This is a genomic window from uncultured Massilia sp. (assembly GCF_913773735.1).
Taxonomy (GTDB): Bacteria; Pseudomonadota; Gammaproteobacteria; order Burkholderiales; family Burkholderiaceae_D; genus Telluria.
Map to the genome: position 1 here is coordinate 1 of NZ_CAJYEB010000043.1, position 18,293 is coordinate 18,293.

An 18,293-nucleotide genomic window follows, 5' to 3' on the forward strand; every position below is an offset into this window, starting at 1 on the left:
ATCGATTGAAGGACTTCCGGGCCATAGCAACGCGCTATGACAAGCGCGGCCATAATTTTTTTACAGCCGTGCTTGTAGCGACAATTATCCTATGGCTCCTCTGAACTCAGTCAGACACGCCCTAGCCCTGCACGAAGGGAAAGACCCGTTGGAGTTGAAGCGGTCAGCCAAGTTGGCAGCGGCGCTTGATAGGGCGCGCCTGATGACGTTCGACCAGTGCGCGGCGGCGTACATTGCGGCCCATCGCGGAAGCTGGAGCAATCCCAAGCACGTAAGCCAGTGGGAAAACACGCTTGCGACCTATGCCAGCCCGATCATTGGCGCATTGCCGGTTGCGGAAGTGGACACGCCGCTTGTCGTCAAGGTGCTTAGTCCGATCTGGCAGACGAAGACTGAAACAGCGACTCGTCTGCGAGGTCGAATCGAAAATATCCTGGACTGGGCAACGGTCAGCAAGTACCGCACTGGCGAGAACCCGGCACGCTGGCGCGGCCACCTTGAGAACGTGCTAGCCAACCCGAACAAGATAGCGCCGGTAGTACACCATCCAGCCTTGCCATGGCAGGAAATTGGCGCGTTTATGGCAGAGCTACGGACAAGGCCCGGAACGGCAGCGCGCGCCCTCGAATTCTTAATCTTAACCGGGGTCCGGTCGGGTAGCGTTCGCGGTACGCGCTGGGTCGAGATCGACTTCGATCGGCGCGTTTGGACCGTTCCAGCAAGCCGGATGAAGAGTAAGCAAGAGTTCCGCGTCCCGCTCTCGTCTGCTGCGCTGGCGCTGCTCGGCAGCATGCCACGGACAGGGGCGCTGGTGTTCCCGGGGCGGAAGGCTGACAGCCCCCAATCGGACATGACTTTGACCGCTGTACTGCGTCGGATGGGGCGCGAAGATATCAGCGTGCACGGCTTTCGCTCAACCTTCCGTGACTGGTGTTAGGAATCGCTTACCAACTCGTTCCCGCATGAGGTGATCGAGCAGTCGCTTGCGCACACGTTGCCGAACAAGGTTGAGGCGGCGTACAGGCGCGGCGATCTGTTAGCCAAACGTGCCATGCTGATGCAGGCGTGGGCTGACTACTGCGGAGTTGTCCCTTCCATGGCAACCGTGACAACAATTCGGAGCGAAGCAGTCGGCTGAAAAAGTTTAGTAGAAAGCCTCAAAGACCGGCGAACGATAAAAATCGATGACTATAATGGGCTGTGACTAGTAAGTCATCCATTACTTAGACACACAGTAGGATTGTAGGAAACGATATGAAACAACCAACTCAAGGCGGCGTTACTATGCTCCGTCTTCCCACCGTAAAAGACCGGGTGTCGCTCGGCCGCTCCAGCATCTATGCCGCTATCAAACGAGGCGAGTTCCCAGCACCAGTAAGGCTATCGGAACGGGCTGTGGCGTGGGTCGAAAGTGACATAGATGCTTGGTTGGCTTCACGTATAGAAGCCAGCCGGAAGGGAGTGCATGTATGAGCGCCGCTATGCACGAAGTTGAATCGCATGACCATATGGCGGAAGTCATCTGGGCGGCGATAGGGAGCAACGACCCGTATCCAACTGCCGTTCAATTGGCAGCGCACCGCGCAAAGCAGGCGCAACGCGAAAAGTATTTTAGTAACGAATACAGGACGGATGAAGCACAATGAACGTAGCAATGATCTCTCACGGAACACTTGCTGAAACCCTGCGCGAAGCGAACATTTTGGCGACGCTGGAAGGCCCTGGGTTATCGCAAACCTATGTATGCGAGCGTGATGGCGCTGACATCCTGGTCATTGCAGATCCTGTGTCCGGTGATGCAATGGTAGTGCATCCGTGCAGCGAAGATGCTGAGTCCGGCGGTAGCATCCACGATCATGCACGAGCATCCATCGTTTGATGTTATCAAGAGCATTCCACAGCTACTGACCGAACGAAAGACGAGCGCAGCCGCTTGGGCCATTTTCCAGGCGGCTGCAACCGACATACATACACAGGAATCCAAGACACTCGTCGCTCGTATCGAGACAACCACGGACCCGCTTTTGCTTTGGCAAATTCATGAGGAACTGGACCGGCGTGAAGTGCCGCCAGCATTCCGTTGGCCGGTAAATCAAGAATCAACGCAAATCGAATACGTGACTTGGCTGGCTGATATCTACTGGTTCACACGTCGCAATCCGGGCCATAAACCGGCTTACAAGAACTGGCAGCGCTGGTTCGCTGGGGTTTACGAAACGTGGCACATGTCAACCGTTAAGGCGTACCTCTTTGCTTTCAAGCAGGGCTTGGGCGCCGCATATTTTTCCAAAGGTTTGCTGCTTTCTGATCGGGATAGGCAGGATCTCATGACGATAAAAACAGCTGGGCAGATTGCACGGTTGCACCCGCTGAAAAGGCATGCAGAATACTTGAAAGCCATTCTTGACCATGCTAGAGCCAAGCCGGACAGGTCTGGCTCGAAAACCCCCGAGGAAGTCGCAAAACGGCGGTACGCAATGTGGAAGCTCTACTTACTGGCAGACGGAAGTGAAACCGCTGCGGCTCGGCAATATGGCAACCTGTACGGTGAGCAAGTAGCTCGGCAGAACTTGGGAAAACAGGTCGCATTGGCGCGAGAAGCATGGAGAGCATTCGGACCTGCGGTCAAGAATCAACCTTTGTACTGTCTCACAGGGTAGTCCCCCTTTTCTACGAAAAGGGGTGGGGCGGTGCTACCCTGCGAAGCTAGTATTGATGCGGGCTTTAAGGGTATGCACTTCACCCCACAGTAAGGGTATGCACTTTTTATCCGGCTGCATACCCTTCCGTTACCTGTTCGTGATAGCGTCTGCTCTCGACAAGACCACAATTTAGCTATGAATGACCTGAATATCAGGGTTCGCTTGGGCGACCAGACCCGTTACATTACCTCGGCTCAATTGAACGCCTTCGCTTCGATATATGAGCTAGACAGGATCGCGGACGGACGCTACAGCTCGCTGTTCGTGCTTAACTTATTGCTTATGAGTGAGATTCAAGGGATCGATCCCGCGCACGTCATCGTGGAGTTGAAAGCTTTGGAAGGGAAAGGCCCTTCATTCACCAAGCCGGAGACCGAGTTTCGAGGTCAGCACTTGCAGGGCCTGTGGCATAAACATTTCCTACCGCCACTACCTAGCGCAATGGCCCACAACATCCTGAACCAACTTGGGAAAAATGGACTCAGCAAAATCGCTGAAGAGGTCTTTGGTCCGCACATGGGTAAGACTGTTACTCAGGAAATGTTGGACGAGGTTACAACTAGGGCTATCGTCGATACCATTACACAGCGCGCCGACAACAACCGACTGACCGGCGAATGGATCGTATTTGCAAGAGAAGACGGTCGAAATTATTACCTCGGCATCTGGCCACATGCACAAGGCGATGAAGAGATCGCTCAAAGCCTACGGGCAGCGTGCCTCCCGGAATTTCCTTTCCTGCAAAAATATCTGTCTTAACGGCCCTGCCTGGTGCGACCCTCTGCAGAGGGTAGGTAGTCTTAGAAAAAAAGGGCTTGGGCCTGATCCCCTTCGTCAATTAGCCCGACCACTTGGCAAACCAATGCTTATATAAAATTCGACAACTATAAGAATGTGGCCGTGCAACCTGTTGCTGTCTTCAACTGAACATCATTGAGAATACAGACTAGATGTTGTCCGTAGTTTGTCGGGTTTCGAGCTGCGCTGCCAGAATATTCAGGTCATGTGCATCAAGTCTTTGGATAGAGGATTACAGTGTCACCATTGAGAATAAACTGACTAGAAACCTTTTCGCCACTTGCCACGGTAGTCCATAGACGGTTAATTAGATCGTCAACAGCCGTACACTCTTCCGACAAAGCCTTCAAGGTTTGAACCGAGTTCTGGCTCGACTTAACCCCTGCGCCTTTTCGCCCCCTGGTCAGTTTATGGCTATCCGCCCTAAACGTAGGATCATCCTCGCCCCTAGCGCCTACCATAGTGACGCTATGGACGAGATCGTTACGAGTCTCGATAAGACTTTGCACGCGCTTGAAAATTTTGTCAGTGATCGATCGATCCTGATCGTCAAGCTCTGCAACCTCTGCGATCATGGCCTGTAAGATACTCTTTGCAGGATAGGCAGTTAGCTCGGCCAAAATGATATGCGCTAGCTGCTGATTTTTCAGACCTTGGCTATGGAGAAGAAAGGTAATGCCCCATCCAATCGACATGACAACGTGTTCAAACTTAACAGCGAATCGGCCGATTTCGCAAAAAATTCTGTCGGCCTGGCTGTATTCCTCATCAGTCATATCATTTCCCCCATCGCTAGCTATTTATAAAAATTTAACCCAGCCACCCCGCTACAAGAGCTGCGGGCGCTGCTGCGGTTGAGCATGATTATCCACTCCTTAAGCAGAAAGACCTAATGGTTAACCAGTTCATTTTGGGTATGCCCTAACTGAACCATTCCAAACCGGCCTAGGGCTGGGCAGAGAAACAAAATGAACCACTTGTACTAGACCAGTATTAATAGACCACTTATAATATACTTACTTAAACTTGTCACTCCGGAACTAAAGAATATGTTTGTACGCGCTTACCTCCGTGCCTCAACCAAAGAACAAGATGCTACCCGCGCCAAGGCGCAACTGGAAGTCTTCGCAGCTGAACGTGGCTTGAAGATTGCGGCGTTTTACATCGAGAACGAAAGCGGCGCATCGTTGCACCGACCGGCATTGTTTGAACTAATCGCGGATGCGTCTGCTGGGGATATCCTTCTGGTTGAACAGGTAGACCGCCTGTCCCGCCTAAATGAGTTTGATTGGGCTAAGTTGAAGCAATCGCTCAACGAAAAGCATATCAAAATTGTGGCCTTAGATCTGCCAACCTCTTGGATGATGACTGGCACAGACGAGACCACGGCTCGCATGTTTGATGCGATCAACAATATGATGTTGGATATGCTCGCGGCGATTGCACGCAAAGACTATGTGAGTCGTCGCCAGCGCGCGGCGCAGGGCGTAGAAAAGGCGAAGGCCGCCGGTAAGTACCGGGGCCGTTCCGAAGACACTGAGCGCAACGCTCTGATTCAAAAACATCTCAAAGCGGGCTTGTCGAGTTGGAGTGAAATTATGGCGCTGGTAGGCTGCAGTCGTGGCACTGTTGCAAAACAGGCTGCACTGCTGAAAACGCTAAGTGCATAAGCTAATCTTGAAAATAGCGGTCTTGTAAGATTAGTTGCGAGCTTAAGCCGGTAACGACGTCATAGCGATTTACGGGAGGTACCATTCAACAAGGTCGAGAATATGTTGCGGCGCTGAAGATATCTCAGTCCGAAACACGATTTCATTCTCGGTCACAAATTGAATGTAAGGAATAATTTGTGCCACGCTTTCCGGAGGAAAGCCATACCGCATCAACAAAATGTGGTCAACGTTATTCGTTCCATAGCGCAGCAGTTCCAGCATCTTGCTAGCTCGCGAGTCCTGGGTTTTAGTTCTATAAATCTTGAAGGCCGCCATGAATATATCAGACAACGAAAAAGAGACGACCTTGTCCATATAATCATATGTGTCAAACACGACAGCATCGTAACTGACGTCATTTGCCGCCACTCCGGCGAACATAGAGAAACGCCGCTTTAGCTCACTGTTTGGTAAGCTTTCCGCCGGTTGAGCAAAATCTGCTTCCCCTTTGTGACCGGAATTTCTTCGGGAAATTTTACTGTACCTGATTCCGGCAATTTCGCGGAACGTACGCCCGCCAATCGCTAACAAGAAAATAGTAATAGCCGTCCTGAAGACAGCCTCTTCACCATAATAAAGCTCACGATTAATTGCTTCTTGATAAATCGACTGTAGGCACTTTTTGATAGATTCACGTAGGTCGCGCTTTTCCTCGCCTTCGATACTGTCACGTATTGTATTTTCGGCATAGAGTAGATCTAAGATATTACGACAGGCCGAAATGATACTCGGCTTTGATAGCCGCTCTACCTTTGTCTGTGGCAGGTTGTGTTCATCATCGAACGTGTTACCTCGGATCGAATCGATAAGTTCTTTTGAATCTTCTGTCTGACCCGAAAAATCTTCATCGATTAATGAAGTTTCGCTTAAAACGTAGGAGTCATTAATTCGCTCGGCGTAAAGCGCTGGATTGGAAGTAAAAACATAGCCAAAGTCAAACTGCTGCTCAGATGACAATCTCCCCGCGCGGCCTGTTAAGTTTTTAAACGATAACGATCTATCGGTCGCCTCATCGCCGTTAATACGCATGCTGTGTAGCCAGACAATGTCAAAGGGCATGTTTACGCCCTGAGCCAAGGTATTTGTTGCGAAGCAAACGCGGGCGTGCTTTTCACGAATGAAATCTTCGACAAGGAACCGTACATCTAACGGAACTGAGCCGTGATGGATGACTACTCCTTTCCTAAGCAACGCGACGAGGCTTGATCGGTGGTCGTTGTGGTCCGCACCTAACGCATGTTCAACGGCCTTGATTATTTCTAGCGCACGTGTGTCAGTGACGTTCGGAAAGGCGTCAATGTACTCTTGGAACGGTATCAAGAACTTTCCGTTATAGATAGACGCTTTCGAGACAAAAATTAATATCGAGTGTTTTTCGTTAAAGGCGAACTGCGCGAAGCCGCCGTCAAACTCCTCGCAATTTGATAGTAGGTGGCCCTTCTTAACGAAAGGGGAGAAGTAGAAGTCGCGCCCGTTTTTGTGCTTAAAAATGCTTATTTTTCCAACGGTGCCGTGGGTATAGGACCTGGCATAGCTTTTAGACTCATCAATACTGTGCTTCTTGAACTGAGCTTCTGGGTTGTCGACGAAAGGGTGCGCAAAAATAATCTTTGCACTTGGAAAACGCTTTTGTATCCTTCGCACCAGAACATCAAAAATAACGCCGCGGCCTTTTTCTTCTGACATCTGAGCTTCGTCTAGAAAAAACACCGAAATATTGAAGTTTTCTGTTTGCGTGAAAAGCTCACGCGCTCGCTCAGGTGTTAATACGAAAATATACCGGAGTTTTCTTTTTTTGAATACGGAGTCGACGAAGGGAGAAACCATTATCTCCTTTGATGACCCGAAGCCGCGTCGCATCGATGAGATATATTCTGCTATTAATGCCCTAGAGGGAACAATCACTACAGCGTCGCCGTCCTGCTCGGAAATAAAGTCTCGTATCGAATAGGATTTCCCAGCACTTGTTGGTGCTGATATCGAAATAAACTGCTTGTCGTCCAGCGCTCTGCGTACGCTCGCTTGAACAGGTGTCAGCGGTTTTCCATATTTTTCTTTGTAGTCATCACCAACCGCTGCCATCATAAACGTATATAAGTCTTGAGGCGTCTGAATCTTATAAAAAAGACCCATTGCGGAAATAATTCTTTGCTCCGCCAAGGCAAACGACTTTGGGTGAAATTCTTTATATAGTGCGATGTCCTCAAGGATATCGGAGCTTATTGGACCTTTTAGATGAAGTTGTTCAATCAGATCGGAGATGTCTTGTAAAACGGTCTCCGATTCTTTTATTCGGGTGATCTTGGATTCTGCCATTATCTAACTCCAACCAAATATATGTTAGTCACCTTATTTTTTGCTGCTAAAGTGGCTGCAGATTTGGCTGCGTTGGCGAAGATTTTGTCGGGATTTTTCCCTTGAATCGAAAATGCTGCCACGATCCCGAACTGCTGATTGTCTAGATTTGTAACGCAATTTCCGTCTACTAGGTGCATGAGGTGCACTGCGTCGCGGAAATGCTTTTCGTCATCAATAAAATCTTCCGCTTGCGATATTGCTAACGTATAAGAATTTGTGTTGCTGGAATATTTCGCCTCGCCAAAGTTGACCATGTTAGCAGGGCAAGTTGTATGAAAGTCAAATCCCTCGTTTTGGCTTAATTTTGGTTTCCATAACTCTGCAATGGGAATCCTCAAATGCGAGAATATTTTTTCTAGCGCATATGCTGATCCCATTGATACCATCAACTCGCCAAAGTCTGCTCCGAGTGTGCCCGTAGCGCTGGTGGCCTGAAAAATACTGACCAGTTTGTTCGCAGTTTGAGTTACGGTCCTGTCGTAAGCCTTCTGTACGATTGGGTCGAGACTCGTTATCCATGATTTATCAAGTACACCGCGCGTAATCACTGCGGCAAACGCAGGCAGGTTTGTGACTTCGACGAAGCATAATTTGACATTCGGCAGACCGGGCGAATCGACGACCTGCTGATATGCGCACCCCCAGACAGCGTCGACTGTTTGTGTTTGAAAAGTTACACTCATACAATAATCTCGTCGCGATACGTCGACTTAACCTCATGCAGTGATTCATTAACAACTAGAATGCAGCAGAGTGATCAAATTGTCTAGAAATAACGTTTACAAAATGCATCACTCGTTGTGTCGCACTGACCTATAAATGCTGAGGGCCGCAGGCAAGCGATATTGAAGGGCGCTGTACGGGTGAGGAAGCGTGAACTACGTGATACGGACGATGTCCTTAACGGAGACGACAGGTCGGGCGCTGAACGGATGTCAGTGTTGTGGGTTGAAGTGTGGGTAGGTTTGCTCGAGGATTAAAAACTTTAGCAAGATCAAAGACTTAGCTTGTCAAATGGCGGACACCGCTTCCGCCAAGCATACTGAACAAGAGCCCCACAAGTTGGGGCTTTTTTTCGTCTCCTCATAGGAGAAAAGTCAAAATCGGTGTCCACCGATGGCCACTAGAATCTACCCACATCGACGCAGGAGGGGTGTGTAGGAATACGGGTTGTTTCAAGAGTGAAAATCTTGGCGGAGACCACGCCGGAAGGTGGTAGACACCGATGAGCTACACGATCAACAAGCTTTCCGCGATCAAGGTCCGTTAAGTGACACGGCTTGGCATGTATAGCGACGGCGCCGGGCTTTGGCTGCAGGTGTCGAAGCGCGGCGCCAAAAGCTGGATCTTCCGCTAAGACTTTTGCGGCAGGCGCCGCGAGATGGGGCTCGGTTCCTGTTACGCCGTCGATCTGGCGCTGGCGCTGGCGCGCGAGAAGGCGAAGGCATGCCGCCCCGTGCTGCTGGAAAAGCGCGATCCCATCGAGGAGCGTGACAAGGCCAGGGCGGAGTATGTGCACCAGCAGGGCAAGCGTGTCACCTTCGACGAATGCGCCTCAGCTTACCTCTCGGCACACCGCGGTAGCTGGAAGAGCGCCAAGCATGCGGCGCAGTTGGAGACCACGATTGCGGCCTACGTAAGTCCCATCATCGGTACGCTGCCGGTGGCTGAGGTGGACATGGCCCTCGTCAAGAGCGTTTTGCTCATGCAGGCGTGGGCGCACTATTGTGCGCTTCAGTTCGACTCCGTGTAAGTACTGTCCACGCGCCCCATCAAGAGCTACCGTTGGGTACCGTGACATGGTCGCAGGATTGACTGCGTGACCCGTGCTCGCGCGTCTGCCTAACAAGACTAAGTGCTTGCCTTGGAGGGAACGGCGGCCCTACACTGGGGTTTGGCGGACTGCTGAGTCCGGCCGAGAGCGGCCCCTACTGAGCACCAAAATGATCTTGTAAATTAACCACGGAGATCAGCGATGGCAGACATGAGGCGCGTGAACGAAATCCTCGGAAGCTTTCACGAATGGGAGCGACCGTGGGAGTACATCCATAAGGTGCTGGCGACTCCGGGTATCCCAAATTCTGAAATGCAGCTCATTAAGGACATTTGGGCTGAAGCCACTGATGCTGAACATTGGGCGGGACCCGGGCCCAAGGCATCTCATGAGTTGGTTCGCCAAAAGCTGGGAAGTACGTACCCGTCACTGGATGGGCATGCAGTTGACTCGGTGATTCGGGCTGCGTCGTACGATTGGAAGTGACCATTTACGCAGTGGGGGTGCGGCGATAACCCCGTACAATCACCGCATGAAATGCGGTGATTGCAAATACATCTTGCAGGCCCCCGACTGGCCGAACTGGCGCTATGACCTCACGGCGCTGGTATCTCCGCTTGCGCAAGTCAGCCAAAGGCAGGGGGGCTCCTCGGCCAGCCCGCCGACATCGGCCTTGGCCTGCGCGACCAGGCCAGTCTCGCCGCACTGACTGACGACGTACTTAAGATCAGCGAAATCGAAGGCGAACATCTGAACGTCGCCTCGGTGCGCTCATCCATTGCGCGTCGTCTTGGTGTCGAGATCGGTTCACTGGCGCTAGTGGACCGGCACGTGGAGGGCGTGGTCGAGATGGTGCTCGATGCCACCATCAACGGCGTATCGCCGCTGACGCAGGAACGCCTGTTCGGCTGGCATGCGGCTCTGTTCCCGGCCGGCTACTCTGGCCTGAGCAAGATCAGCACTAGTACATGGCGCGACGATGCGCACGGTCCGATGCAGGTGGTGTCCGGGCCCATGGGACGGCAACGCGTCCACTACGAAGCTCCGCCTGCGCAGCGACTGACGAGGGAAATGGCGCGCTTTCTCGCATGGGTCAACGCACCGGCCCTGGCCGAGCCAGCACTGATTCACCAGTAGTAAGTGGGCAGCAATCGCGAAGTCATCTACCGATACTGCGCTACGCGATATCAACGAATTGGTCGAACTGGGTATTCTGCAGCGGTCTGTTGCTGGCGGGCGCAGCACCAACTATGACTTGGTGCGACGGCCAGCGTCTCCGCTGCCCGGAGTATTGGGACAAGTTGGCGTGGATTGATGCCGGTGCCAGCTATGTTGGCGGCGTCGAAATTTCGTCATGACGAAACTGGTGGAAGTCCAACTGCGGATGAGGTAGGATTAATCCTACAGTTAATCGAACTGATGTGCTGCACGCGTCGTGCCCGTCCTTCTACTTGCACTACTTCCGTCGCTTCCAGCTCATCTTTTCTGGATCCAGTCCAGTAACTGCGCCCGAGCAACGCACAAAATTTCCTGACAGATACTATTGGTACACAAACTGACACTGGGTGTTTAGCCGACTGCGTCGCGACTCATGCCGTCTATCGGTCGGATGAGTCTGCAACTTGCGGCGTCGCAGCATGCGGAGCGGTTGCCGCATCAATAATCCTTCCTTTTTTGTGCTCGAACCGTAGATGAAAGTCAACATTTCCTACTTGGAAAAAGAACAAACATAGTCCACTCCATATGTAGAGGAACATGGAGGCCATTAGAAAGAGCGACAGATGGCAGAGTTTGACAATGTGCGCATCGCCGACCTGGCCCAGTACCTCCTTTCGACCGACAACAGGCCGATTCGGCTTGTCTTCGACCACGCAGGCGGCAACAAGGGGGCCAGCTTCTGGCCCAGAAGGTCATCGGGCACGAAGCGATATGTGGCGGCTTCGAGTACCGAGTACTGTGCGTTGCCGACAGTGCCACGCTCCCCCTCAAGAACTTCATCGGCGTGCCTGCGGAGCTGCAAATCGTCACCGACCGGGGCCGGCTGCGCCGCCTGTGCGGCATCGTGACCAGCGATTCGAGACAGGGTTGAGGAATTGTATGACGAAAATTTTCTACGGCATATTTACCTTCTTTCTGGTGCTGGCGTACTACATGTTTGTCCCGGAAACTGTCTGCACAGTGGAGTGGGTGGACAGCGCTTCTAGACCTATAGACGGCCCATTTTACGAGTGCAAGGGTAGTTTTGAAACCCGGCATATCGGATTTCTCGAATATACCCGAATCGGGAATGAAGTCTACCGGGTTAGCGAAGTCCATGGCGGAATTCTGCCTCCCCGAGGGCTACGCTCTAGAGTACCCAAGAGGTTTGTCTTACTTAAACTTGACGGACCAGTCAATTGGGAAAAACTGCAGGATTACCTCGGCGGAATATATTTGAGTGACGGAAATGTCATTTGGAACTCGGATGGGGAAAGAGTACTTTCACTAGTGCCAGCGCTCGACATCGCAAATCTACACCGCGTCCCCGGTTCTATCGCCGGCCGTAGTGCTGACTACGCGACAGATGGTCGCTGGGTAATACGTGGCAGCAACCCTGTTAAAGGCGCGGATGCGCAGACATTCAGGCAAATTTTTGCTCTCGAGTTAGATGGGACTGAGGTGGAGTCTCAGTCGACGATGGAATTCGGGCGTGACCAAAATTCCGTTTATTACGGCGATGATAAATTAGAAAGCGCCGACCATAACAGCTTCGGTTTGGTTTCCTACAACGACTGCCGCAATCCACCGCCGGGGATTCAGTTTAGTTCTGACCAAGTGGAACGAGGAGCGGGTTGGGTAGCGGTTGACCGAAAGGAGGCTTGGGAGGTCGACTTCACAGGCATTACCCCGCTCAAGGTATCCGACGCCCAACTACGTGTCTTGCAGAGCGATTTGCAAAGGGCTAACGCCGCTTCCAAGAACGCCCCAAAAGAATTCGATGAAAGCTTATGTAAAAGATAGCATTCATTACCCGATAAAATCTTTTTGAGGTGGCTATGGCCCTACGATTCAATAATTTTCATGAGAAATTTATCGCGCTTCACCAAAGCGCCGTGCTTTTAATCGGGTTGGCTGTAATCACAATCTCGCCCGAAAGAAGTTACATCTTCTTTTTGCCGTTTGGAATTGCAATAGTGCGGCTTCTTTTCGCGGCATTTACGAACCAAGATACTTTAACTGCGCAAAAAAGGAATAATCTACGGCTGCGTACCTATTGGCTCAGTTCCTTCATTGGGGTGCTTTGTACACTCGTGCTGATGGGGATGTGGTTCGCTTGGGCGATGATACAAACACTTCGCGAACTAGGTTCCGCACATTGAATGAAGGCGCCCGCAGCGACGTCCGCTTGGCTTCATCAGGATAGGTAACGGAGGGATAGGCAATGAGAAATGTCATCCGGTTGGGCGATGCCAAATCGCACGGCGGCAAGGTGGTCAGCAGTAGTGTCACACACTTCAAAGTTCACGGCGTGCCGGTAGCGTGCGTGGGCGACAAGTGCAGTTGTCCCATCCCTGGTCACGATGACTGCACGATTACGACCGAGTCCCCGCACCACCTCATCAAAGGCAAGAGAATAGCCTTCGACGGCGACGAACTAAGCTGCGGTGCAAAGCTCATCTCAAGCTTCAAGCACTTCAGCATGTCCCAATAGTGAGGCCAGACGTGCCGACCAGATGACGAGGAATCGGACCGCGCCAATGCCAGTGAATGTCACAAATACGTCGAGGGCGTGGTCGAGATGGTGCTCGACGCCACCATCAACAGCACATCGCCGTTGACGCGGGAGCGCCTGTTCGCCTGGCATGCGGCGCTGTTCCCGACAGGTTATTCCGGCCTGAGCAAGATCAGCACCGGCACGTGGCGCGACGATGCGCACGGTCCGATGCAAGTGGTGTCCGGGCCCATGGGACGGCAACGCGTTCATTACGAAGCATCACCGGCACCACGACTGGCTGGCGAGATGGAACGCTTCCTTGCCTGGGCAACGCACCGGCCCAAGCTGCTGAACCGGCACTGATTCGCGCTGGACTTGGGCATCTGTGGTTTGTTACCCTGCATGCGTTCGACGATGGCAACGGCCGTATCGGGCGGGCCATCGGCGACTTGCTGCTGGCGCGCGCCGATGGCAGTCCACAGCGATTCTACAGCCTGTCGGCGCAGATCCAGCGCGAGCGCAAGGCGTACTACGACATCCTCGAACGGACGCAAAAGGCTGGCCTGGACGTGACCGAGTGGCTGCTGTGGTTTCTTCGGATGCTCGGCGAGGCCGTGGATCTGGCCCACCATGCGCTCGATGCCGTGCTGGAGAAGGCGCATTTCTGGCAACGGGTGTCGGGCGTGGCGCTCAACGCGCGACAAGTCAAGATCATCAATCGTCTCCTCGACGGCTTCGAGGGCAAGCTCACCAGCAGCAAGTGGGCGGCAATCGCCGAATCATCGACCGATACCGCGCTACGCGATATCAATGAGCTGGTCGAACTGGGCATCCTGCAGCGCTCCGGCGCAGGCGGCGGAGTACCAGTTACAATCTGGTGCGACGCCAAGCGTCGTCTTGAACTGTCATACAGAAAGAGACGCATGACATTCGAATTCGATTGCAAGGGATGCGGCCAGGTCCATCAAGGCATGCCGGCGCTCGATGCCGCCGCACCGTGGAGTTACTATGCCGTGCCGGAAGGTGAACGCGAAGCGCGATGCCGGCTCGATGCGGACTCGTGCATCATCGACGGGGCGCTGTACTTCGTTCGCGGGTGTCTCGAGATTCCCGTGCAGGGCGAGTCCGAGCCTTTCTCCTGGGGTGTTTGGGTGTCGCTGAGAGAGCAGAGCTTTCAGCAATGGCTCGGTTGCTATGAATCCGGGAAGCGCTCGCACATCTGTCCCTTCTTCGGGTGGCTGAATACTGCGCTTGCGCCCTATCCGGACACGGTGAACCTGAAGACGCATGTGCATCTCAGGGACGACTTCCTCCGGCCGTTCATCGAACTGGAACCGACCGACCATCCGTTGGCGGTAGAGCAGCGCGAAGGCATCCCGGTGCAGCGGGTCGCCGAATTGTATGCGCTCGTGGTACATGGGGACCATGCGGTCGACGAGGGATGCGATATGCGGGATTGATGGCCGACTGGAGGAATGCGTCGTCCATGCCGATGCCCGCCGGCGCGCGCCATCGGCTGTCACCGCAGCAGCAGGCGCGCTGCAGCGCACATACTTATTGCTGTCGCATCGTCGACCCCACCGGCGTGCCGATGACCTGGGCATCCTGGAAGTGGTCCAGGAACTGCCCCGCATCCCCCGGATGCGCGTAGGCCCACGCGTTGGCCTCTTGCGCGCGCTCGGGCGTTCCCATCTCGTATACCTGGCCGTTCACAGTGACAGTGGTCGTGTCGTCCATGCCATCCTCCGCGGTTAGTGGCGTGGTCCCACTGTAGCACCCGGTGCCGCCGGACGGCGTCCGATACCGGACCTCGCTGGCGGGGGCAGGTCTCCGCCACGGCGGCGCTCAATTGTTATTACAAATATCATGTAAGTTACTTATTGTTAAAGTAACTTAATGTCAATATAATCTTGCCAACTGCCCAAACAACGCAGCTTCCTTACTGTCGGCCGCCACCCCCGCCGACTTTTCGTCAAGAATCATGCGTCGAAATTTGCCTGTCACAGACAATGAGTACGTCTTGAAGGACCACGAAGCCGTGGTGTCCAAAACGGACTTGCAGGGAAACATCACTTACGTCAACTCCGACTTCATCCAGATCAGCGGCTTCTCCGCCGAGGAATTGCTGGGCGCGCCGCAGAACATCGTGCGCCATCCGGACATGCCGCCCGCGGCCTTCGCCGACATGTGGCGCTGCCTCAAGGCCGGCAAGACCTGGACTGCCATCGTCAAGAATCGCTGCAAGAATGGGAATTTCTACTGGGTCGAGGCGCAGGCCGCACCGCTGGTCAGCGAGGGCAGGGTGGTCGGCTATACCTCGATCCGCATGAAGCCGACGCGCGAGCAGGTCCAGGCCGCGAGCAGTGCCTATGCGGCGCTGGCCGCCGGCGAGGATGTCCGCATCGTGGAGGGCGTCGCCGTCCGCGGGCGCCAGGGCGCCTGGCGCGCGCTGTTGGGGCGCATCACCTTCGGCCAGAAGCTGTTCGCCCTGCTGCTCCTGCAGTGGGTCGCGCTGGGCCTGGTGTTCGAACTGAAGCAGGACGGGATGACCCTGGCAGCGTGGATCGCCGGGAGCGTCCTCGCACTGGCCGGATGTACCGGCGTGCGCTACCTGGCGCGCCGCGTCGATGGCACGCTGGCGACGCTGAGCCGCGAGATGCAGCAGATCAGCGCCGGCGACCTGACCTCGGCCATCCCCGCGCCGCGCGAGCCCGCGTTCCGGCATCTGACGAACCAGTTGCGCGTGCTGCAGGTGAACATCAAGCTGCTGGTCGGCCAGATCCGCGAATCGACGCTGGTCGTCGGCCGCGCCGCCTGCGATATGGTGGAAGAGAACCGGCACCTGTCGCAGCGCACCGAATCGCAGGCCTGCGCGCTAGAGGAAGCCGCGGCGTCGATGCAGCAGATGAATGCCACGGTCCAGCAGAACGCACTGTCGGCCCAGGACGCCAGCCGCCTGATGACCGACGTCTCGCAATCGGCCTGCCAGGGCGGGCAGGCGGTGGGCAATGTCGTGCGCACCATGAGCGGCGTGCGCGAGAACGCGCGCCGCATGACCGAGATCATCGCCGTCATCGACGGCCTGGCGTTCCAGACGAATATCCTGGCGCTGAACGCGGCGGTCGAGGCGGCGCGCGCCGGCGCGCAGGGAGCGGGGTTCGCCGTGGTCGCATCCGAGGTGCGCACGCTGGCGCAACGCTCGGCGCAGGCCGCGCGCGAGGTGCGCCGGCTGATCGACACGACGATGCATGGCGTCGAGGACGGCGGCGAACTGGTCGACGCGGCGGGCGGGCAGATCACGCGCCTGGTCGATGCGGTGCGCCAGGGCGCGCTGCTGATGCGCCAGATCGAGACGGCCAGCAGCGAGCAGAGCGACGGCATCGCCCAGGTCACCCAGGCGGTGCAGAGCATGGACGAGATCACCCAGGAGAGCGCCGCCGCGGTGGAATCGGCGGCGTCGGTGGCGCAGCGCATGCGCGAGCAGGCGGCGCACCTGGCCGACCTCGTCGACAGCTTCCGCCTGACGCGCCGCGGCGCGCCCGCCCGCCTGGCTATGCGCTGACGGCCGGCCCAGGGCGAGGGCGGCGCAGAGAAGTGGGCGTTGCATGTCGCACCTCCGCGGGCAGGGGATCGGATCGCGCCGGCGGCCCGCAGTACTGAGCGCGGGCCTAGCGTAGTCCCGGCGCGGCGCACGCGCCAGGCGGACTGTTGCGCGCGCCGCATCGCGTGAAATCATGCCTATAATCGCGCGACATTTTTCCTGTGGGGAAGCAATCGAATGGCCGCCGAAACCAAATTCGCCAGCAATGTCCGCGACCTCAGCAACGCGACCGGGGTCGATGCCGGATTCCAGTTCGAGTTCTATTGCGAGCGCTGCCAGGACCGCTGGCGCACCGCTTTCAAGCCCTATCGCAGCGCCCAGGCCGGCGGCTGGCTGCAGAAGGGCGCCAGCCTGTTCGGCGGCATCCTCGGCAATGCCGGCTCGGTGCTCGACAGCATGGCGGAGGCGGGCTGGCACAGCGCGCGCGACGGTGCGTTCCGCGAGGCAGTGGAAGACGGCAAGCGCCATTTCAACCGTTGCGGCAACTGCCACGACTACGTCTGCGCGCAATGCTTCGACGGCGCCAACGGCCTGTGCTTCGATTGCGCGCCCAACGTCAGGGTGGCGATCACGCAGGCGCGGGCGCGCGGCGAGGTCGCCAGCGCGTCCGAGCGCGCCAACGACGAAGGCCAGCGCCGCGGCCTGGGACACGACGTGCGCCAGGACATGCAGCTGGTCTGCCCGCAATGCAGCACCGAGACACATGGCGCCAAGTTCTGCCCCGAGTGCGGCTTCCGGATGGCGCAGAAGGTGCAATGCCGCGCGTGTCCGGCGATGCTGGAGCCGGGGACGAAGTTCTGCACGGAGTGCGGGCAGCGCCAGGCGTAGGCGCGCGGCCGGTCGTTCGTACGGGCGGGCGTGCTACGATCGTGCGGCACAGATCGTTCCACGCCATCGAGGTCCCATGTCCGAAGTCTCGCAACTGCTCACCACCATCAAGCGCCAGCTCAAGCTGCAAGGGAAGACCTACCGCGACGTGGCCGCCGTGCTGGACCTGTCCGAGGCCAGCGTGAAGCGCCTGCTGACGTCGGACACGCTGGGCGTCGACCGCCTGGTCCAGGTCAGCAATATGCTCGGCTTCACGCTGGCCGAGCTGGCGCAGGAGGCGGCGGTGACGGAGTCGCGCCTGCGCACGCTCACCGACGCCCAGGAAAGGGAACTGGTCTCCGACACCAAGCTGATGGTGGTCGCCGTGTGCGCGCTGAATCACTGGACCATGGCCGACATCCTGGCCGTGTACCGGCTGACGGAGGCGGAGTGCCTGCAAAAGCTGCTGCACCTGGACCGCCTGCACCTGATCGCCCTGATGCCCGGCAACCGCATCCGCCTGAACGTGGCGCGCGATTTCGACTGGCTGCCGGACGGGCCGATCCGCCTGTTCTTCCGCACGCAGGGCCTCGACGACTTCCTTGACAGCCGCTTCGAACAGTCCGACGAGGCGCTGTCCTTCGCCCACGGCATGCTGACGGAAAGCGCGCTGGCGCGCATGCAGGCCGAACTGCGCCAGCTGCGCGCCCGCTTCGCCGAGCTGCACGAGGAAAGCCTGGCGTCGCCGCTGCCGAAGCGGCGCGGCAGCGGTTTGCTGCTGGCGTTGCGCGAGTGGGAGCCGGCGGGGTTCACGGCGTTGCGCCGTTAGCACGTCGCCCCGGCAAAG

The 18,293-nt window shown here is 55.9% G+C and carries 17 protein-coding genes and 4 pseudogenes; 17 read left to right on the forward strand and 4 right to left on the reverse strand.

The window, feature by feature from the left end; all coding sequences use genetic code 11:
- The 7 genes and pseudogenes from QZ749_RS22570 to QZ749_RS22600 all read left to right on the forward strand — a co-directional run.
- Nucleotides 1-104: pseudogene (locus QZ749_RS22570) on the forward strand (IS5/IS1182 family transposase); the annotation flags it as partial.
- A gap of 98 nt (nucleotides 105-202) precedes the next feature.
- Nucleotides 203-937 carry a site-specific integrase gene (locus tag QZ749_RS22575; protein WP_296951794.1) on the forward strand — a complete coding sequence of 245 codons (735 nt, stop codon included), beginning with the start codon at nucleotides 203-205 and terminating at the stop codon, nucleotides 935-937.
- A gap of 347 nt (nucleotides 938-1,284) precedes the next feature.
- Nucleotides 1,285-1,473, forward strand: coding sequence for an AlpA family transcriptional regulator (locus QZ749_RS22580; protein WP_296952017.1), 189 nt, complete (start codon nucleotides 1,285-1,287; stop codon nucleotides 1,471-1,473).
- A complete protein-coding gene (locus tag QZ749_RS22585) occupies nucleotides 1,470-1,646 on the forward strand; it encodes a hypothetical protein (protein ID WP_296951797.1) in 177 nt (58 codons plus the stop codon). The genes QZ749_RS22580 and QZ749_RS22585 overlap by 4 nt, the downstream gene beginning before the upstream one ends.
- Nucleotides 1,643-1,879 carry a hypothetical protein gene (locus QZ749_RS22590; protein WP_296951800.1) on the forward strand — a complete coding sequence of 79 codons (237 nt, stop codon included), beginning with the start codon at nucleotides 1,643-1,645 and terminating at the stop codon, nucleotides 1,877-1,879. Before QZ749_RS22585 ends, QZ749_RS22590 begins: the two co-directional genes overlap by 4 nt.
- Entirely contained in the window at nucleotides 1,857-2,660 is an 804-nt protein-coding gene (locus QZ749_RS22595; RefSeq protein ID WP_296951804.1) for a hypothetical protein, read from the forward strand. Before QZ749_RS22590 ends, QZ749_RS22595 begins: the two co-directional genes overlap by 23 nt.
- A gap of 177 nt (nucleotides 2,661-2,837) precedes the next feature.
- The gene (locus tag QZ749_RS22600) at nucleotides 2,838-3,461 is read left to right on the forward strand and encodes a hypothetical protein (protein WP_296951807.1); all 624 of its coding nucleotides are present in this window, start codon (nucleotides 2,838-2,840) and stop codon (nucleotides 3,459-3,461) included.
- Nucleotides 3,462-3,712: 251 nt separating this feature from the next.
- Here the strand turns inward: QZ749_RS22600 and QZ749_RS22605 are convergent, their stop codons facing one another.
- Nucleotides 3,713-4,276: a hypothetical protein gene (locus QZ749_RS22605; RefSeq protein WP_296951808.1), complete on the reverse strand. Its 564-nt coding sequence runs from the start codon at nucleotides 4,274-4,276 to the stop codon at nucleotides 3,713-3,715.
- Nucleotides 4,277-4,549: 273 nt separating this feature from the next.
- Here QZ749_RS22605 and QZ749_RS22610 point away from each other — a divergent pair, with 273 nt between their 5' ends.
- Nucleotides 4,550-5,170: a recombinase family protein gene (locus QZ749_RS22610; RefSeq protein ID WP_296951810.1), complete on the forward strand. Its 621-nt coding sequence runs from the start codon at nucleotides 4,550-4,552 to the stop codon at nucleotides 5,168-5,170.
- A gap of 69 nt (nucleotides 5,171-5,239) precedes the next feature.
- On the opposite strand, the gene QZ749_RS22615 is transcribed toward QZ749_RS22610, so the two are convergent.
- Together QZ749_RS22615 and QZ749_RS22620 are read right to left on the reverse strand one after the other, a co-directional pair.
- Complete coding sequence (locus QZ749_RS22615) at nucleotides 5,240-7,528, reverse strand: DEAD/DEAH box helicase (RefSeq protein WP_296951812.1); 2,289 nt, start codon at nucleotides 7,526-7,528, stop codon at nucleotides 5,240-5,242.
- Nucleotides 7,528-8,253 carry a hypothetical protein gene (locus tag QZ749_RS22620; protein WP_296951815.1) on the reverse strand — a complete coding sequence of 242 codons (726 nt, stop codon included), beginning with the start codon at nucleotides 8,251-8,253 and terminating at the stop codon, nucleotides 7,528-7,530. Before QZ749_RS22620 ends, QZ749_RS22615 begins: the two co-directional genes overlap by 1 nt.
- A gap of 698 nt (nucleotides 8,254-8,951) precedes the next feature.
- On the opposite strand from QZ749_RS22620, the gene QZ749_RS22625 reads away from it, so the two are divergent.
- From QZ749_RS22625 to QZ749_RS22655, 6 genes and pseudogenes are all read left to right on the forward strand, one after another.
- Complete coding sequence (locus tag QZ749_RS22625) at nucleotides 8,952-9,323, forward strand: hypothetical protein (RefSeq protein ID WP_296951817.1); 372 nt, start codon at nucleotides 8,952-8,954, stop codon at nucleotides 9,321-9,323.
- Nucleotides 9,324-9,876: 553 nt separating this feature from the next.
- Nucleotides 9,877-10,659, forward strand: a pseudogene (locus QZ749_RS22630) (DUF4172 domain-containing protein).
- A 782-nt stretch (nucleotides 10,660-11,441) separates the two neighbouring features.
- Nucleotides 11,442-12,344 carry a hypothetical protein gene (locus tag QZ749_RS22640; RefSeq protein ID WP_296951819.1) on the forward strand — a complete coding sequence of 301 codons (903 nt, stop codon included), beginning with the start codon at nucleotides 11,442-11,444 and terminating at the stop codon, nucleotides 12,342-12,344.
- A gap of 421 nt (nucleotides 12,345-12,765) precedes the next feature.
- Complete coding sequence (locus tag QZ749_RS22645) at nucleotides 12,766-13,035, forward strand: PAAR domain-containing protein (protein WP_296951821.1); 270 nt, start codon at nucleotides 12,766-12,768, stop codon at nucleotides 13,033-13,035.
- Between the two features lie 63 nt (nucleotides 13,036-13,098).
- Nucleotides 13,099-13,939: pseudogene (locus tag QZ749_RS22650) on the forward strand (Fic family protein); the annotation flags it as partial.
- 52 nt (nucleotides 13,940-13,991) lie between these two features.
- Nucleotides 13,992-14,498, forward strand: a pseudogene (locus QZ749_RS22655) (DUF2199 domain-containing protein); the annotation flags it as partial.
- Between the two features lie 94 nt (nucleotides 14,499-14,592).
- Here QZ749_RS22655 and QZ749_RS22660 read toward each other — a convergent pair.
- The gene (locus tag QZ749_RS22660; protein WP_296951825.1) at nucleotides 14,593-14,775 is read right to left on the reverse strand and encodes a hypothetical protein; all 183 of its coding nucleotides are present in this window, start codon (nucleotides 14,773-14,775) and stop codon (nucleotides 14,593-14,595) included.
- Between the two features lie 304 nt (nucleotides 14,776-15,079).
- Here QZ749_RS22660 and QZ749_RS22665 point away from each other — a divergent pair, with 304 nt between their 5' ends.
- From QZ749_RS22665 to QZ749_RS22675, 3 genes are all read left to right on the forward strand, one after another.
- On the forward strand, nucleotides 15,080-16,600 hold the full coding sequence (locus QZ749_RS22665) for a PAS domain-containing methyl-accepting chemotaxis protein (protein WP_296951828.1): 1,521 nt from the start codon (nucleotides 15,080-15,082) through the stop codon (nucleotides 16,598-16,600).
- Nucleotides 16,601-16,816: 216 nt separating this feature from the next.
- Nucleotides 16,817-17,467: a zinc ribbon domain-containing protein gene (locus QZ749_RS22670; RefSeq protein WP_296951831.1), complete on the forward strand. Its 651-nt coding sequence runs from the start codon at nucleotides 16,817-16,819 to the stop codon at nucleotides 17,465-17,467.
- Between the two features lie 76 nt (nucleotides 17,468-17,543).
- Entirely contained in the window at nucleotides 17,544-18,275 is a 732-nt protein-coding gene (locus QZ749_RS22675) for a transcriptional regulator (protein ID WP_296951834.1), read from the forward strand.
- Nucleotides 18,276-18,293 lie beyond the last annotated feature (18 nt).

Excerpts from the sequence above, each read along its gene's own strand:
- QZ749_RS22585 (WP_296951797.1), top strand. The coding sequence starts at position 1,470 with ATGAGCGCCGCTATGCACGAAGTTGAATCGCATGACCATATGGCGGAA.
- QZ749_RS22675 (WP_296951834.1), top strand. The coding sequence starts at position 17,544 with ATGTCCGAAGTCTCGCAACTGCTCACCACCATCAAGCGCCAGCTCAAG.
- QZ749_RS22645 (WP_296951821.1), top strand. The coding sequence starts at position 12,766 with ATGAGAAATGTCATCCGGTTGGGCGATGCCAAATCGCACGGCGGCAAG.
- QZ749_RS22670 (WP_296951831.1), top strand. The coding sequence starts at position 16,817 with ATGGCCGCCGAAACCAAATTCGCCAGCAATGTCCGCGACCTCAGCAAC.
- QZ749_RS22625 (WP_296951817.1), top strand. The coding sequence starts at position 8,952 with ATGGGGCTCGGTTCCTGTTACGCCGTCGATCTGGCGCTGGCGCTGGCG.
- QZ749_RS22620 (WP_296951815.1), bottom strand. The coding sequence starts at position 8,253 with ATGAGTGTAACTTTTCAAACACAAACAGTCGACGCTGTCTGGGGGTGC.
- QZ749_RS22580 (WP_296952017.1), top strand. The coding sequence starts at position 1,285 with ATGCTCCGTCTTCCCACCGTAAAAGACCGGGTGTCGCTCGGCCGCTCC.
- QZ749_RS22575 (WP_296951794.1), top strand. The coding sequence starts at position 203 with ATGACGTTCGACCAGTGCGCGGCGGCGTACATTGCGGCCCATCGCGGA.
- QZ749_RS22610 (WP_296951810.1), top strand. The coding sequence starts at position 4,550 with ATGTTTGTACGCGCTTACCTCCGTGCCTCAACCAAAGAACAAGATGCT.
- QZ749_RS22640 (WP_296951819.1), top strand. The coding sequence starts at position 11,442 with ATGACGAAAATTTTCTACGGCATATTTACCTTCTTTCTGGTGCTGGCG.
- QZ749_RS22660 (WP_296951825.1), bottom strand. The coding sequence starts at position 14,775 with ATGGACGACACGACCACTGTCACTGTGAACGGCCAGGTATACGAGATG.
- QZ749_RS22595 (WP_296951804.1), top strand. The coding sequence starts at position 1,857 with ATGCACGAGCATCCATCGTTTGATGTTATCAAGAGCATTCCACAGCTA.
- QZ749_RS22590 (WP_296951800.1), top strand. The coding sequence starts at position 1,643 with ATGAACGTAGCAATGATCTCTCACGGAACACTTGCTGAAACCCTGCGC.
- QZ749_RS22600 (WP_296951807.1), top strand. The coding sequence starts at position 2,838 with ATGAATGACCTGAATATCAGGGTTCGCTTGGGCGACCAGACCCGTTAC.
- QZ749_RS22605 (WP_296951808.1), bottom strand. The coding sequence starts at position 4,276 with ATGACTGATGAGGAATACAGCCAGGCCGACAGAATTTTTTGCGAAATC.
- QZ749_RS22615 (WP_296951812.1), bottom strand. The coding sequence starts at position 7,528 with ATGGCAGAATCCAAGATCACCCGAATAAAAGAATCGGAGACCGTTTTA.